12 protein-coding genes and 1 pseudogene are annotated in these 13121 nt (G+C 71.8%); 3 read left to right on the top strand and 10 right to left on the bottom strand.

Annotated elements, in window-relative coordinates; genetic code table 11:
- Nucleotides 1-81 precede the first annotated feature (81 nt).
- Together ACWC2B_RS22775 and ACWC2B_RS22770 are read right to left on the bottom strand one after the other, a co-directional pair.
- Nucleotides 82-669: an anthranilate synthase component II gene (locus tag ACWC2B_RS22775; RefSeq protein WP_450719354.1), complete on the bottom strand. Its 588-nt coding sequence runs from the start codon at nucleotides 667-669 to the stop codon at nucleotides 82-84.
- Nucleotides 666-2240 (bottom strand): anthranilate synthase component I family protein, encoded by a 1575-nt coding sequence (locus tag ACWC2B_RS22770; RefSeq protein WP_450719352.1) that lies wholly within the window; start codon nucleotides 2238-2240, stop codon nucleotides 666-668. The genes ACWC2B_RS22775 and ACWC2B_RS22770 overlap by 4 nt, the downstream gene beginning before the upstream one ends.
- Before the next feature lie 387 nt (nucleotides 2241-2627).
- On the opposite strand from ACWC2B_RS22770, the gene pdxR reads away from it, so the two are divergent.
- Together pdxR and ACWC2B_RS22760 are read left to right on the top strand one after the other, a co-directional pair.
- The gene (gene pdxR, locus ACWC2B_RS22765; RefSeq protein ID WP_450719350.1) at nucleotides 2628-4028 is read left to right on the top strand and encodes a MocR-like pyridoxine biosynthesis transcription factor PdxR; all 1401 of its coding nucleotides are present in this window, start codon (nucleotides 2628-2630) and stop codon (nucleotides 4026-4028) included.
- Nucleotides 4029-4165: 137 nt separating this feature from the next.
- Nucleotides 4166-4390, top strand: a pseudogene (locus ACWC2B_RS22760) (Uma2 family endonuclease); the annotation flags it as partial.
- A gap of 44 nt (nucleotides 4391-4434) precedes the next feature.
- On the opposite strand, the gene ACWC2B_RS22755 reads toward ACWC2B_RS22760, so the two are convergent.
- Nucleotides 4435-4971 carry a GNAT family N-acetyltransferase gene (locus tag ACWC2B_RS22755; RefSeq protein WP_450719348.1) on the bottom strand — a complete coding sequence of 179 codons (537 nt, stop codon included), beginning with the start codon at nucleotides 4969-4971 and terminating at the stop codon, nucleotides 4435-4437.
- Nucleotides 4972-5134: 163 nt separating this feature from the next.
- On the opposite strand from ACWC2B_RS22755, the gene ACWC2B_RS22750 reads away from it, so the two are divergent.
- Nucleotides 5135-5800, top strand: coding sequence for a DNA-binding response regulator (locus tag ACWC2B_RS22750; RefSeq protein ID WP_450719346.1), 666 nt, complete (start codon nucleotides 5135-5137; stop codon nucleotides 5798-5800).
- Nucleotides 5801-5876: 76 nt separating this feature from the next.
- Here ACWC2B_RS22750 and ACWC2B_RS22745 read toward each other — a convergent pair whose 3' ends face one another.
- The 7 genes from ACWC2B_RS22745 to ACWC2B_RS22715 form a co-directional block, all read right to left on the bottom strand.
- Nucleotides 5877-7163, bottom strand: a complete 1287-nt coding sequence (locus ACWC2B_RS22745) for a 4-hydroxybenzoate 3-monooxygenase (RefSeq protein WP_450719344.1) — start codon at nucleotides 7161-7163, stop codon at nucleotides 5877-5879.
- 1 nt (nucleotide 7164) lies between these two features.
- Nucleotides 7165-8442: a bifunctional 3-oxoadipate enol-lactonase/4-carboxymuconolactone decarboxylase PcaDC gene (gene pcaDC, locus ACWC2B_RS22740; RefSeq protein ID WP_450719342.1), complete on the bottom strand. Its 1278-nt coding sequence runs from the start codon at nucleotides 8440-8442 to the stop codon at nucleotides 7165-7167.
- 468 nt (nucleotides 8443-8910) lie between these two features.
- Nucleotides 8911-10062 (bottom strand): 3-carboxy-cis,cis-muconate cycloisomerase, encoded by a 1152-nt coding sequence (gene pcaB / locus ACWC2B_RS22735; RefSeq protein WP_450719340.1) that lies wholly within the window; start codon nucleotides 10060-10062, stop codon nucleotides 8911-8913.
- Between the two features lie 67 nt (nucleotides 10063-10129).
- On the bottom strand, nucleotides 10130-10825 hold the full coding sequence (locus ACWC2B_RS22730) for a dioxygenase family protein (RefSeq protein ID WP_450719338.1): 696 nt from the start codon (nucleotides 10823-10825) through the stop codon (nucleotides 10130-10132).
- Nucleotides 10825-11547, bottom strand: a complete 723-nt coding sequence (gene pcaH, locus ACWC2B_RS22725; protein ID WP_450719336.1) for a protocatechuate 3,4-dioxygenase subunit beta — start codon at nucleotides 11545-11547, stop codon at nucleotides 10825-10827. The genes ACWC2B_RS22730 and pcaH overlap by 1 nt, the downstream gene beginning before the upstream one ends.
- Nucleotides 11544-12272, bottom strand: a complete 729-nt coding sequence (locus tag ACWC2B_RS22720; RefSeq protein WP_450719334.1) for a 3-oxoacid CoA-transferase subunit B — start codon at nucleotides 12270-12272, stop codon at nucleotides 11544-11546. Before ACWC2B_RS22720 ends, pcaH begins: the two co-directional genes overlap by 4 nt.
- The gene (locus ACWC2B_RS22715) at nucleotides 12269-13048 is read right to left on the bottom strand and encodes a CoA transferase subunit A (RefSeq protein WP_450719332.1); all 780 of its coding nucleotides are present in this window, start codon (nucleotides 13046-13048) and stop codon (nucleotides 12269-12271) included. The genes ACWC2B_RS22720 and ACWC2B_RS22715 overlap by 4 nt, the downstream gene beginning before the upstream one ends.
- Between the last annotated feature and the right edge of the window lie 73 nt (nucleotides 13049-13121).

Genomic DNA, 13121 nt, shown 5'->3' with positions numbered 1-13121 from the left:
AGCACGATGCGTGCGGGGTGAGGGGGCGCGCCCCTTCAGGGGCGCGGGGCTGCGCGCTACCAGCGCGAAGCGCTGGGTCGCTCAGCCCGCGGCGCTGGGCACTCTCGCCCCCTCCAAAAAGTTCCCGAACAACCGCATCCCGTCTTCGGTCATCACGCTCTCCGGATGGAACTGCACCCCCTCGACGGCCAGCGAACGGTGCCGTACGCCCATGACGTAACCGTCGTCCTGCGAGGTCGCCGTCACGGCCAGCACGGAGGACGGCGGCTCGGTGACGATCAGGGAGTGGTACCGGGTGACGGTCAGCGGCTGGGCCGCGCCCGCGAAGACGCCGAGCCCGTCGTGCCGGACGGGGCTCGTCTTGCCGTGCATCAGCCGCTCGGCGACGGCGATCCGCGCCCCGTACGCGAGCCCGATGGCCTGGTGCCCGAGGCAGACGCCGAGCAGCGGCACCCGTCCTGCGAAGGCGTGCACGAGTTCGACGTGCCCCGAGTCCACCGGGTGCCCGGGGCCGGGCCCGAGGACCACCGCGTCGGGGGCGGAGGCGACGAGCTGCTCCACGGAGCGGGTGCGCGAGCGCACCACCTCGGTCTCGGCGCCGAGGCTGAGCAGGTACTGGTCGATGATGTGACTGAAGCTGTCGTACGCGTCGACGAGAAGGACCTTCACTTCTGGAGCTCCTCGCCGGTCAGCGCCCAGTACGTGGCGCTCAGCTTGGCCAGTGTCTCCCGCCATTCGGCGGCGGGTTCGGAGTCGGCGACCATCCCGGCCGATGCCTGGGTGCTGTAGCGGACCCCGTCGTGGACGGCGGTGCGGATGCACAGGGCGAGCACCGCGAAGCCACGTACGTCGACCAGGCCGAGGGCTCCGGCGTAGATGCCTCGCGGGTGGTCCTCGACATCGTTGATGATCTCCATGGCGCGCAGCTTCGGCGCGCCGGTCATGGTGCCGGCGGGGAAGGTGGCGCAGATCGCCGCCCACACGTCCGTACCGCTCCTGACCTTGCCGGACACGGTGGACACCAAGTGGTGTACGTATGCGAAGGGTTCGACCTCCATCATCGTGTCGACGGAGAGCGTGCCGGGTTCGCAGACCCGGCCGATGTCGTTGCGGCACAGGTCGACGAGCATGACGTGCTCGGCCTGCTCCTTGGCGCTGTCGCGCAGCTCGGCCACCCGGCGGGCGTCCTCGTCCGGGTCGGCGGCGCGCCGCGCGGTCCCGGCGATGGGCCGCATGGAGATGGCGTCGTCCTCGACCCTGATGAACAGCTCGGGGCTGGCGCCGATGACGGTCCGGCCCGCCCAGGGGACGAGGTACATGTAGGGGGACGGATTACGGTGCCGCAGCCGCCGGTACACCTCAAGCGGCGTCAACTCGGTCTCGACGTCGATGCGATGACCGATCTGGATCTGATAGCTGTCGCCGATACCGATGTGGTGGAGGCAGCGTTCGGCGCGCTCGATGAAGGTGGCTTCGTCGACGGTGTCGTGCACGGAGGACGCGACGGGCGCCTCCGGTATGCGCTCGTCGGACGCCCCCCGGGCCCGTACGGAATCGACCACGGTACGCAGCGGCGGATGGCCGGCTTCCTCGGGCGCCAGCTGAGGCCCGTCGGCGGCAAGGTGATGGACGCGCCCACTCTTCAGGTCGTACCAGACGGTGTCCTTGAAGAGGGTGAGCGTGCAGCGCGGGAGTCCCGACTCGGGCTGGCTGGAGGGCAGTTCCTCCATGGCCCAGGCCGCTTCGTACGACAGCGTGGTGAGGAAGCCGAAGGCGAAGGTGCCCGTGGGGACGGTGGTGTCGACGTCGAACAGGGCCTGGACGGCGCGCAGGACCCGCCAGACGGTGCCGGAGTCGCCCACGGCCCACTGGCGGACGACCCCCGTTGCGCCCGCCGCGTCCGTTGCGCCCGCAACTGCGCCCGGTTCACCGGTGGTTACCGAGAGCGCCGCGGCGAGCCGGTCGCCCAGCGGCCCGGCGGCGACGAGTTCCAGCCGGTCGGCGTGAACTCGTAGTTCGGCGAGGCGGCCATAGCCGACGGCGGCGTAGTGGCGGTCCTGGTCCGGGCCGTCGAGGCTTTCGAAGAGATAGACGTCACCTTGTTCCCGGGTGCGGGCAAGGGCTTCGTAGAGACCCAGCGCGTCGACCTGCGGAAGTTCCTCGGAAACGACCCGGACCGGAATGACCGGGACCGGAACGACCGGGACCGGAATGCTCGCGACCGCTTCGGAGTGAGGCAATTCGCCGTCGTACGCTGGTACTTCTGACGGTTGCGGCAGTTCTGATGGCCCTGACGGATGTGAAAGGTGTGACAGGTCTCGCGGGTTTGGCAAATGAGACAGGTTTGACACGTCTGACAGGTTTGACAGGTCTGACAACAAGGACACGTCGAAAGCCTTCCTGATCCGGCTGGACCGTAGGGGCTTCGAGGAATGATCAAGCACGTCGACAGCGCGCCGAAGACTCGGCGCCGCACGTCACGCACGTCCCGGCTGCTCGGCCGGACTCCCCCGTGCCACCCCCACTCGCCGATTTTTCCCCCGGCGACGAATGTGTGTGCCCAATGACTCCATCAAACGCGGGACCGCCCCAGCCATACCACTTCACCCTCTGGAGAGGAGACCACTTTGTCTCTGCAGCTCGCCCTCACTCTGGACCGTGAATCCCGCCTGCCGCTGGCCGTTCAGATACGCAATTCGCTGCGCAAACTAATTGAGGACGGAACTTTATGGCCGGGTACGCGGATCCCGTCCAGCCGTCAACTCGCCCTGGATATAGGGGCGTCCCGCAGCGTCGTGGTAGAGGCGTATGAACAGCTGTCGGCAGAGGGGTATTTGCGGACCAGGCACGGTTCGGGCACCACGGTCTCGGAGCGGGCCGGCGCCCCGGACACCCGCTCCACCCTCGTGCCGCCCGACCCCGAGGGGGCGCCCGAGGCGATGTGGGACCTGCGTACGGGCACGTCCAACGTGGTGGACTTCCCGCGCCAGGAGTGGATCCGCTGCATGACGGCGGTGGTCGCCGACGCGGGCCACCAGGAGCTCGGCTACTCCCCACCCGCCGGGGTCCCGCAGGCCCGGCGGGTCCTGACCGGCTACCTCGGCCGGGTGCGCGGGGTGCGCACCCGCCCCGAGGACCTCATGGTCACCGCGGGCTTCGCCCAGGGCCTGGCCCTGATCTGCCGGGTGCTGCTCGACCGGGGCCACACCAGGCTCGCCGTGGAGGACCCGGGGCATCCGGGCGAGCGGGAGTTCGTCACGAGCTCGGGTCTGCAGGTGGTGGGCATCCCGGTGGACGATGACGGGCTCCGGGTCGACCTCCTGGAGCAGAGCGGCGTACGGGCGTGCCTGCTGACCCCGGCCAACCAGTTCCCGACCGGCGTGCGGCTCAGCGTGCCGCGCCGGGAGCGGCTGATCGCCTGGGCGCGCGAGGTCGGCGGCTACATCATCGAGGACGACTTCGACAACGCCTTCCTGCACCGCAGCGACCGGCTCCCGGCCCTGCAGAGCCTCGCCCCGGACCGGGTCGTGTACGCGGGCAGCGCCAGCAAGACCCTGGCCCCCGCACTGCGGCTCGGCTGGCTCGCCGCGCCCTCGGAGCTGATGGCGTCGGTGGAGTACGTACGCGCGGGCTGGGACATCGGCTGCTCCGGCCTGGAGCAGCTGGCCTTCGCCCGCTTCATCGACACGGGCGCGCTCGACCGCCACCAGCGCCAGCTCCGTACGGAACTGCACCGTCGCCGCCAGACCATCCGCCGCCAGGTGGACGCGTGCCTGCCCGGCGCGCACCTGACCGGCGGCGACAGCGGCCTCCAGGCATACGTCCAACTCCCGCCCCACATAGCCGAAGCCCCCCTGCTCCGCGCCGCCCGCCAACGCTCGGTCCTCACCCGGGGCGGCGCCTTCTACACCCTCTCGGACACGACCCGTCCCCCCGCCCTGGTCCTGAGCTACGCGACGGTGGCCTGCTCGGGGCTCACGCAGAGCCTGCTGGCGCTGGGGGAGGCGTTTCGGGAGGTGGGGGGATGAGGTGTGGCTCGGGCGATGGGGCCGCCAATCGGGCAGGGGCGGCCGTGCGCCGGTCGTCCAGCGTGCCGACCAGGCTGAGCCAGTACGCTGAAACCAGTGGGATCCGGCCCGCCCGCATGGTGTCCGGGAGGTGCGTGATGACTGCCGCAATGGTGGCCCCTGCATGGATGCACGAGCAGATCACGGCTGAGCAGTACGACTCCTGGTCCGAGGAGCAGTGCGCGGGAATCGAGATCGTGGACGGGATGGTCACGGTGACTCCCCACGCATCCAAGCGGCACAACCGGCTGGCCCGGATCCTGGCGAATGCCTTGGACGCCGCCGCCGGGCCGGACTGGAACGCCGACACGGACTTCGACGTAGGCGGCGACGGGAGTCCCGCCGGTGCGGCTACTCGCGGCGGGCCTCACCCCGTCGTGCGGCGGTTCCAGGCGTCCAGGGTGGTCGTGGTGGTCGCCGGGCGGGGGGTTCTGGTCCAGCCCCAGGCCGCGTACGCCGCTGCCGCGGGGGTGTTGGTGGGGCTGATCAGGGTGGTGAGCACGTCGGCCTCCTGGCGTTCCAGGAGTCTTTGCTGGAGGCGCGTCGCGATGCCTTTGCGTCGGCGGGACGGCAGAACCATGAGTTCCGCCAGCGCGAACACCCGGTCGGCGGTGGCGAGTTCCTCGTCGCCGTCGGTCTTCGCGCCCCGGAAGCCGTGCCACCACTCGCCCTCACGGCCCGGCGGGTAGCCGTACGCACAGCCGACCAGGAACGGATCCCCCGCGATGATCATGTCGAAGCCCGGCCGCTGCACATCCTCCGCGAAGCGGCGCAGAAACCCCTGCCGCCCCAGCGACTCCGCGCCCTCGACATCTTCGTACGCCGCTACGTACAGGTCCGCGACGGATTCCCGTTGCTGCTCGGCCTGCCATCGGGACAGCCGCCGCAAGAACACCTCTGTCATCGCAATAGCGTGGCAGGTCACGGCCGCACACGGAACAGGTGGGAACAGGCGGGAGGGGGCCGGGCGCTCCGGGCCGGTGGGAAGGGGCCAGGAGTTTCCGGCCGCCCCGGCGCCCCCGCCGCGCGTTGACCGCATCCGGCGGGCGGCCCACACTGGCCGGATCATGGACGACCAACAGATCGTGACGCTCCACGGCGAGCGGGCGCTCATCGACCGGGCCGGGCATCTGTTCGCGGGGGCACGGCACGAGTTCCTGGTGGCCGCCGCCGACCCGGTGACCTGGTCGGTCGGGGTGCGCACCGCCTTCGCCGCCGGGCTGCGCCCCGCCACGGAGCCCGGCGGCGTCGCCCTGCGCAAGCTCTACACCCCGCAGGCCCTGCCCGACGCGCGGGCCGAGCGACGGCTCGCCAGGATGGCCGCCGGAGGAGCGCACATCCGGATCTGCGCGGCGCCGCTCGCCCAGGAGACCATCGTCCTGGACCGGCGCATCGCGATCCTCGCGGGTGCTCCCGGCTGCGGGACCCGTACGTACACGGTGATCCGTACGCCCGACGTCGTCGCCGGGCTCAGGTCGCTGATCCATGCCGCCTGGGAGTCGTCCCCGGACCTCGGCGATCATCTGCGCCGACGGCCCGCGGGGCTGGATGCGCAGGCGCGGCAGATCCTGCGGATGCTCGGCGGCGGCCACACCGACGAGTCGGCGGCGCGGCAGCTCGGGATGTCGCTGCGTACGTATCGGCGACGGGTCGCCGAGCTGATGGCGGCGCTGGGGGCGACCTCCCGCTTCCAGGCGGGGCTGCGTGCGCGTGAGTTGGAGGGGCGGTTCTGAGGCGTACGTGCGCACGGCGGGGCCGGCACCGGCGTCGGCACCGTCGGGGACTCGATCAGCTCGCGGTGGTTCTCGGCTACGGCGACGGCGGGGCGATCGGCAGGCCCGTGTAGTTCTCGGCGAGCTCGGCGGCCGCGTGCCGCGAGTGGGCGATGCGGTCGAGCTGGGACAGCTGGAGCCGGGTCTCGAACGCGGAGTGCGCCGGGTCCGTGTGGAGCAGCTCGGTCATGGTGTACGAGAAGTGCTCGGCGCGCCAGACCCGGCGCAGGCAGGTCTCGGAGTAGGCGTCGAGGAGTTCCGTCGACCCGGTGACGTGCCGCTGGACCAGCGCGCGGGCCAGCACGACGACGTCGGCAACGGCGAGGTTGAGGCCCTTGGCGCCGGTCGGCGGGACGATGTGCGCGGCGTCCCCGGCCAGCAGGAGCCGCCCGTATCGCATGGGCTCCATGACCCAACTCCGCATGGGGAGAACGGATTTGGCGACGATGGGGCCACGTTCCAGCTTCCAGGCCGGGTCGGCGTCGGTCGCGAGGCGGGTGTCGAGCTCGTCCCAGATGCGGGCGTCGGGCCAGTCGGCGGGGTCGGTGCCGTTGGGGACCTGGAGGTAGAGCCGGCTGACCGTGGGCGAACGCATGCTGGCGAGCGCGAAGCCGCGCGAGGAGTGGGCGTAGATCAACTCGTCGTACGCGGGCGGGGCTTGGGCCAGGATGCCGAGCCAGGAGTAGGGGTAGGTGCGCTCGTACGTTCTGCGGAGCCCAGCGGGGATGGCGTCCCGGGCGACTCCGTGGAAGCCGTCGCAGCCCACTATGTGGTCGCAGGTGAGGGTGGCGGTCCCGGACCCCGCCCCAGGCTCGCGGGCCGGGTGGCGGTAGCGGATGGTGGTGGGGGCGGGGCCTTTCGTGCCGGTGGCGCCTTTCATGCCGGTGGTGTCCTCCGCTGCGCGGAGCCCTTCGATGCCGGTCACTTCCGCTTCGAACAACAGGGGTGGCCCGTCGATGAGTTGCCGGGCCACCAGGTCCTTCACCATTTCGGTCTGGGCGTAGACCATCACCCGGCGGCCGCCGGCGAGGGAGGGGAAGTCGATGCGGTGGGAGCGGCGGTCGTAGCGGAGCTCGATGCCGTCGTGCGGCAGCCCCTCGCGGTCCATGCGCCCGCCCGCGCCCGCGGCCCTCAGGACGTCGACGGTGGTCTGTTCGAGGATGCCGGCACGCTGACGCTGCTCTACGTACGCGCGGTCGCGGCTCTCCAGGACTACGCAGTCGATCCCGGCGTCGTGCAGCAGGCGGGCCAGCAGGAGTCCGGCGGGGCCCGCGCCGATGATGCCGATGGTGGTGCGGGTGGGGGCCTTGGTGGTGTGCCGCATGTCAGTTGTCCCTCGGGTCGGAGGCGGCCGCGTACTCGTTGATCGCCCGTTCCGCGATGGCGAAGGCGGAGTTGGCGGCGGGGACGGAGCAGTACACGGCGCACTGGAGCAGTACTTCGCCGATCTCGTCGGGACTCAGGCCGTTGCGCAGGGCGCCCTGCACGTGCAGCGCCAGCTCGTCCTTGTGGCCGCCCGCGACGAGTGCGGTGAGCGTGATGACACTGCGGGTGCGCCGGTCCAGGGTGCCGCCGCCCCAGATCTCGCCCCAGGCGTAGCGGGTGATGAAGTCCTGGAAGCGGGCGGTGAAGGAGGTGGTGCGGGTTGCTGCTCGGTCCACGTGGGTGTCGCCGAGGACCGCTCGGCGGGCGGCTTCCCCGACGGTTCGCAGGGTGCCGGCGCCCGTATTGGTATTGGTGCCGGTGCCGGTGCCGGTGCCGGTGCCGGTGCTGGTGCTGGTGCTGGTGCTGGTGCTGGTGCTGGTGCTGGTGCTGGTGCTGGTGCTGGTGAAGTGGCTGAGCAGGGCGTCGGTCACTTCTTCGGGCTGCTCCACGTTGGCCAGGTGCCCGGCTCGGGGGAGTTCCATGAGACGGGCATCCCGGATGCCGTCGGCGAGTTCGCGGGCGTGGGAGGGCGGGGTGGCGACGTCGTTCCGGCCCGCGATCACCAGGGTGGGGGCGGTGATGCGGGCGAGTTCTGGACGCAGGTCGAGCCCGGCGAGAACCTCGCAGCAGGTGGCGTACGACTCCGGGTCCACGCGGTGGTGGTCGGCGGGGAGGTGCTCCGGGGCGCGGAAGGCGGGGGTGAACCAGCGGTCCGGCGCGCTGTCGGCCACCCCTCCGATCCCCTTGGCGTGTACGGTGCCGGCCCTCTCCAGCCAGGGTTCGGGCGGGCCGAAGTGGGCCGAGGTGCAGAGGAGGGCGAGGGCTTCGACCCGGTCGGGGTGGTGAGCGGCCAGCCAGGCGCCGACGGCTCCGCCCAGGGAGATTCCGGCGTAGCCGAAGGTGTCTATGCGGAGCTCTTCGAGGAGGTTCAGGAGGAGGGTGGCCAGGGTTTCGACGGTGGGCTGCCGCGGTGACGGATCCCATGCCGGGGAGCTTCCGTGGCCCGGCAGGTCCCAGCGGAGGACGTTGAAGTGCGTTGAAAGTACGGGGAGTTGGGGATCCCAGACGGCGAGGGTCGTACCGAGGGAGGGGCCGAGTACGAGGGTGGGGGCGGGGGAAGCGATGGTTCGGGAAGTGAAGGTGGGGGCTGCGGCGGGGGTCAGGTGGTGGTTCAGCACGGGAGCCTCCGGGAGGGGTGAGGGTGAGTGCGGGTCTGCTCGGCTGAGGCGGAGGGGTCACCCACCCGCCCGCCCGTTCGGCCGCGTCGGAGAGCGTTGAGGCCCTGGCCCCCTTGGCCCTCAAAGCTTCGGGGAAGCCACCGGCAGCGCTGACTGCCCTACAGGGGCGCGGGGAACTGCGCGACCAGCCACGCACGGCCCGCAGCCGACCGAACCGCACATCGACGGAAGCACCCAACAGCCCGGGCACAGCCCGGCGTTGGCAGCTCGGCGCTCGCCGCCCAGCGCTCGGCCTACCGAGGGGAAGAGGGAGGACGCCTCGCAGTACCGGAGGTGCCCCAGCACCGCCGGCGTCCAGCAGCACCGGCGGCACGCAGAGCCCCAGGGGTTCAGCCCTTCCACCCCCGCACGGGCGGGTGGGTGGGTAAGCGCCCCCGGGGTCTGGGGCGGAGCCCCGGCCAGCCCCCCTCAGTGCCCCGGTAAGCCGGACACCCCCCTCTCCAGGGCCCGGGCAACCATCCCCTCCGCCGCCCCCACACACCCCGCGGAGCCGGCCAACTCGCCCCGCGCCAGATTGCCCCGCATCCGCGCGGGGAAGACCGACAGCTCCCCGCACAGCACGGCCGCACCCCGCGCCGCACCCCCGCACAGCCGCAGCGCCTCCCGCAGTGGGGACCACTCCGCGTGCCACGCCCCCGGTGGGCGTTCGTCCTCCGCCGCCATCGAGGCGTACAGGACCGAGGCCAGCGCCGGGACCTGCCGGGCCGCCGAGGCGAGCAGCACGGAGCGCACCGGGTTGTTCTTGTGCGGCATCGAGGAGGAGCCCCCGCCGGTGCCCTCGGCCACCTCACCCACCTCCGTGCGGGACAGCACCAGTACGTCCGCCGCCACCTTCCCCAGCGCCCCGGCGCAGAACGCCAGCGCCCCGGCCAGATCCGCCACCGGCGTACGCAACACGTGCCAGGGCAACTGCGGGGCGCACAGGCCGAGTTCGGCAGCATAGGCCGACACCAGCTCCTCGCCCGCTGTCCCGTCCGCCTCGAACGCCGCCAGGGTTCCCGCCGCGCCGCCCAGTTGTACGGGCAGCGTGGCCCGGACCCGTACGACACGGTCGTGGGCGTCGAGGACCAGGGCGCGCCAGCCCGCCGCCTTCAGGCCGAACGTCGTCGGGACGGCGTGCTGGGTCAGGGTGCGGGCCGCCATCACGGTGGTCCGGTGCCGGTCGGCGAGGGTGGCCAGGGACGCGGCCGTCGCCGCCAGGTCCACCGCGATCAGGTCGAGGGTGCGGGCGGCGACCAGCATCAGCGCGGTGTCCAGGATGTCCTGGCTGGCGGCACCCCGATGGACGAACTCCCCGTCACCTGGGGAGAGTTCCGACACCGCCGCTCTCAGGTCGGCCACCAGCGGGATCACCGGATTGCCACCCGCCCCGGCCCGCAGGGCAAGCCCCCGCGCGTCGAACCCGTCCAACCCCGCCGCCTTCGTGACGGCCTCCGCCGCCCGCCTCGGCACCTCCCCGATCTCCGCCTGCGCCCGGGGCAGCGCAGCCTCGGCGTCGAGCATCGCCCGCAGCAACGCCCCGTCCCCCGTCGCCGCCTCGGCCGGACTCCCCGCACTCACCGGCGTGAGCAGACCGACATCCCCTTCAGGCGCACGCCCCGCCGTACATGAATCACCCGAATATGAATCACCCGAAGTCAAGGAAAACCGTCTCCTTCTCCCCCTGCAGATGGATGTCAAAGCGGAAGAGCCCCTCCCGGGCGCCCACCCGGGCTTCCTCCCGGGCACCCACCCGGGCTTCCTCCCGGGCACCCACCCGGGTCTCCTCCTGGGCGCTCACCCGGGCCTCCTCCCGAGCCCCCGCCGGGGACCCACCGCCCTCCCGCCGGGCCAGCATCGTCTCCCCCCGCTCCCCCGCGAGCGCCTTCAACTCCCCTTCCCCGCCCAGCCCTTCGACGTACACCCGCGTGAAGAGGTGGCGCGAAAGGCCTCGCGCGAACAGGCACACCGCGAGGTAGGGCGCGGCCGGCGGCGGAGCCAGAGTGCGTACCGACCAGTGGCCGTCCGCGCCCGTCGCCACCCGGCCGAAGCCCGTGAAGCCGATGCCGTCCCGCCCGAGGAAGCCCCCGCTCGCCGCATCCCGTCGCCACGAGCCGGCCGCGCCCGCGAGTGAGCCGTCGGGTGCCGCCTGCCAGAACTCAAGGAGCGCGTCCGGCACCGGCTCCCCGTGCCCGTCGTACACGTACCCGTGAACAGTGATCGAGGCCGGATGCCCGGTGGGCGCGATCTCCCCACCGCCGGGGAAGGGGAGGGCGTAACCATAGAAGGGGCCGACCGTCTGCGACGGGGTCGGGCGGAATCCAACCGGCTCCGGCTCCGGCATCACGCGGTCACCTCCGGGTCGGGCAGCGTGGCGGCCGGGCCGTCGAGGACGATGTCCCAGCGGTATCCCAACGACCAGTTCCGGACGGAGAGTTCGGGGTCGTACGCCGCCACGAGCCGGTCCCGGGCCGCCTGGTCGGTGACCGTGTGCAGGATCGGGTCGTACGCCAGGAGCGGGTCGCCCGGGAAGTACATCTGGGTGACCAGGCGCTGCGTGAAGGCCCGGCCGAAGAGCGAGAAGTGGATGTGGGCCGGGCGCCACGCGTTCTCGTGGTTGCCCCAGGGGTACGCGCCCGGCTTGACCGTCGTGAACGCGTACCTCCCCTCGGCATCCGTCAGGCATCGGCCCGCGCCGGTGAAGTGGGGGTCGAGCGGGGCCGCGTGCTGGTCGCGCTGATGGGCGTAACGGCCGGACGCGTTCGCCTGCCAGATCTCCACGAGCTGGCCCCGGACAGGTCGGCCCGTGCGGTCGACCACCTTGCCCGATACGGTGATTCGCTCGCCGTGCGGGTCTCCCACGTGCTGGCGGGTCAGGTCGGCGTCGAGCGGCGTGACCTCGGTGACGCCGAACACCGGGCCGTACAGCTCGACCGCCTCCGGATCACCGCCCACGGCTATCGGTGCCCGTAACGGCTCGCGCAACGCGCCGCTGCGGTACGGCCCCACGACGCCCCGCGCGGGCGCCTCCTCGACGCTTCCGGCCCGCCCTTGAGTGAGCGTCATCGCCCCACCACCTCTCCCTGTGCCTCTCCTGAGCCCGAATCGCTGCCTGCGGTACGGATGTGAACCAACCCCGCCTCCTCGCCTGCCGTACGGACGTGAACCGGCGCCCCCGTTCTCGCGCGCACCTCCTCCGCCTCGACGCCCGGCGCCGTCTGGACCAGTACGAACCCGTCGTCGGGGTGCACATCGAGCACGGCCAGGTCGGTGATGACGCGGTGCACGCAGGCCCGGCCGGTGAGCGGCAGGGTGCACCGGTCCACGAGTTTCGGGGTGCCGTCCTTCGCGGTGTGCTCGGTCAGCACGATCACGCGGCGCACCCCGTGCACGAGGTCCATCGCGCCGCCCATCCCCTTCACCAGCCGCCCCGGCACCGCCCAGTTGGCGAGGTCTCCACCCGCCGAGACCTGCATCGCGCCGAGGATCGCGGTGTCGACGTGGCCGCCGCGGATCATCCCGAACGACAGCGCGGAGTCGAAGAACGCGGCGCCCGGCAGCACGGTCACCGTCTCCTTGCCCGCGTTGACGAGGTCCGGGTCCACGTCCGCCTCCAGGGGGTACGGTCCGACGCCGAGAATGCCGTTCTCCGAGTGGAGCACCACGTCCACGCCCGGGGGTAGATGGCCCGGGACCAGGGTCGGCAGCCCGATGCCGAGATTCACACAGCTGCCGTCCCCGAGTTCGGCGGCCGCCCGAGCCGCCATCTCCTCCCGCGTCCACCCGCTCACCGGCACTCCTCCACACGTACCCCCATACGTACCGTTCGTTTCTCAATTCCCTTGTCGGCGGCTTGAGTTGGGGTCATGGGTACGACCCGTTGCACGAACACGCCGGGCACATGAACCCCGTCCGGGTCTAACTCACCCGGTTCCACGAGGTGTTCGACCTCAGCCACCGTGACGCGACCGGCCATGGCCGCGAGCGGGTTGAAGTTGCGGGCCGCGCGGCGGAAGACCAGGTTTCCGTGCCGGTCGCCCTTCCAGGCCCGTACGAGCGCGAAATCCGTGGTGATGCCGTGCTCCAGGACGTGCGCGCGCCCGCCGAACTCCCGCACCTCCTTGGGCGGTGAGGCCACCGCCACCTCGCCGTCGACTCCGTACCGCAGGGGCAGTCCGCCCTCGGCGACCTGGGTGCCGACGCCCGCCGGAGTGTAGAACGCGGGGATGCCGCAGCCGCCCGCCCGCAGCCGCTCGGCGAGGGTGCCCTGCGGAACGAGCTCCACCTCCAGCGCGCCGCCCAGGTACTGGCGGGCGAACTCCTTGTTGCTGCCGATGTACGAGCAGGTCACGCGGGCGATGCGGCCGGCCGCGAGCAGGACGCCCAGGCCGCCGCCGTCCACCCCGCAGTTGTTGGAGACCACGCTCAACGCTGTGGCGCCCTGCGCGTACAGGGCGGCTATCAGTACGTTCGGCACCCCGCTGAGGCCGAAGCCGCCGACCGCGAGGGAGGTCGCGTCGGGGATGTCGGCCACCGCGTCGGCGGGGACCCGTACGACTTTGTCCATGGAAGCTCACGCCCTCGCACTTCGGTTGCCCGCTGAGGAGCCGCCCGCTGCGAACTCTCGCCATCTGTTCGCC

It is taken from the genome of Streptomyces sp. NPDC001415, assembly GCF_053597395.1.
Note: the sequence above shows the minus strand (reverse complement) of the source record. Positions and strands in the feature narration are given on the sequence as shown.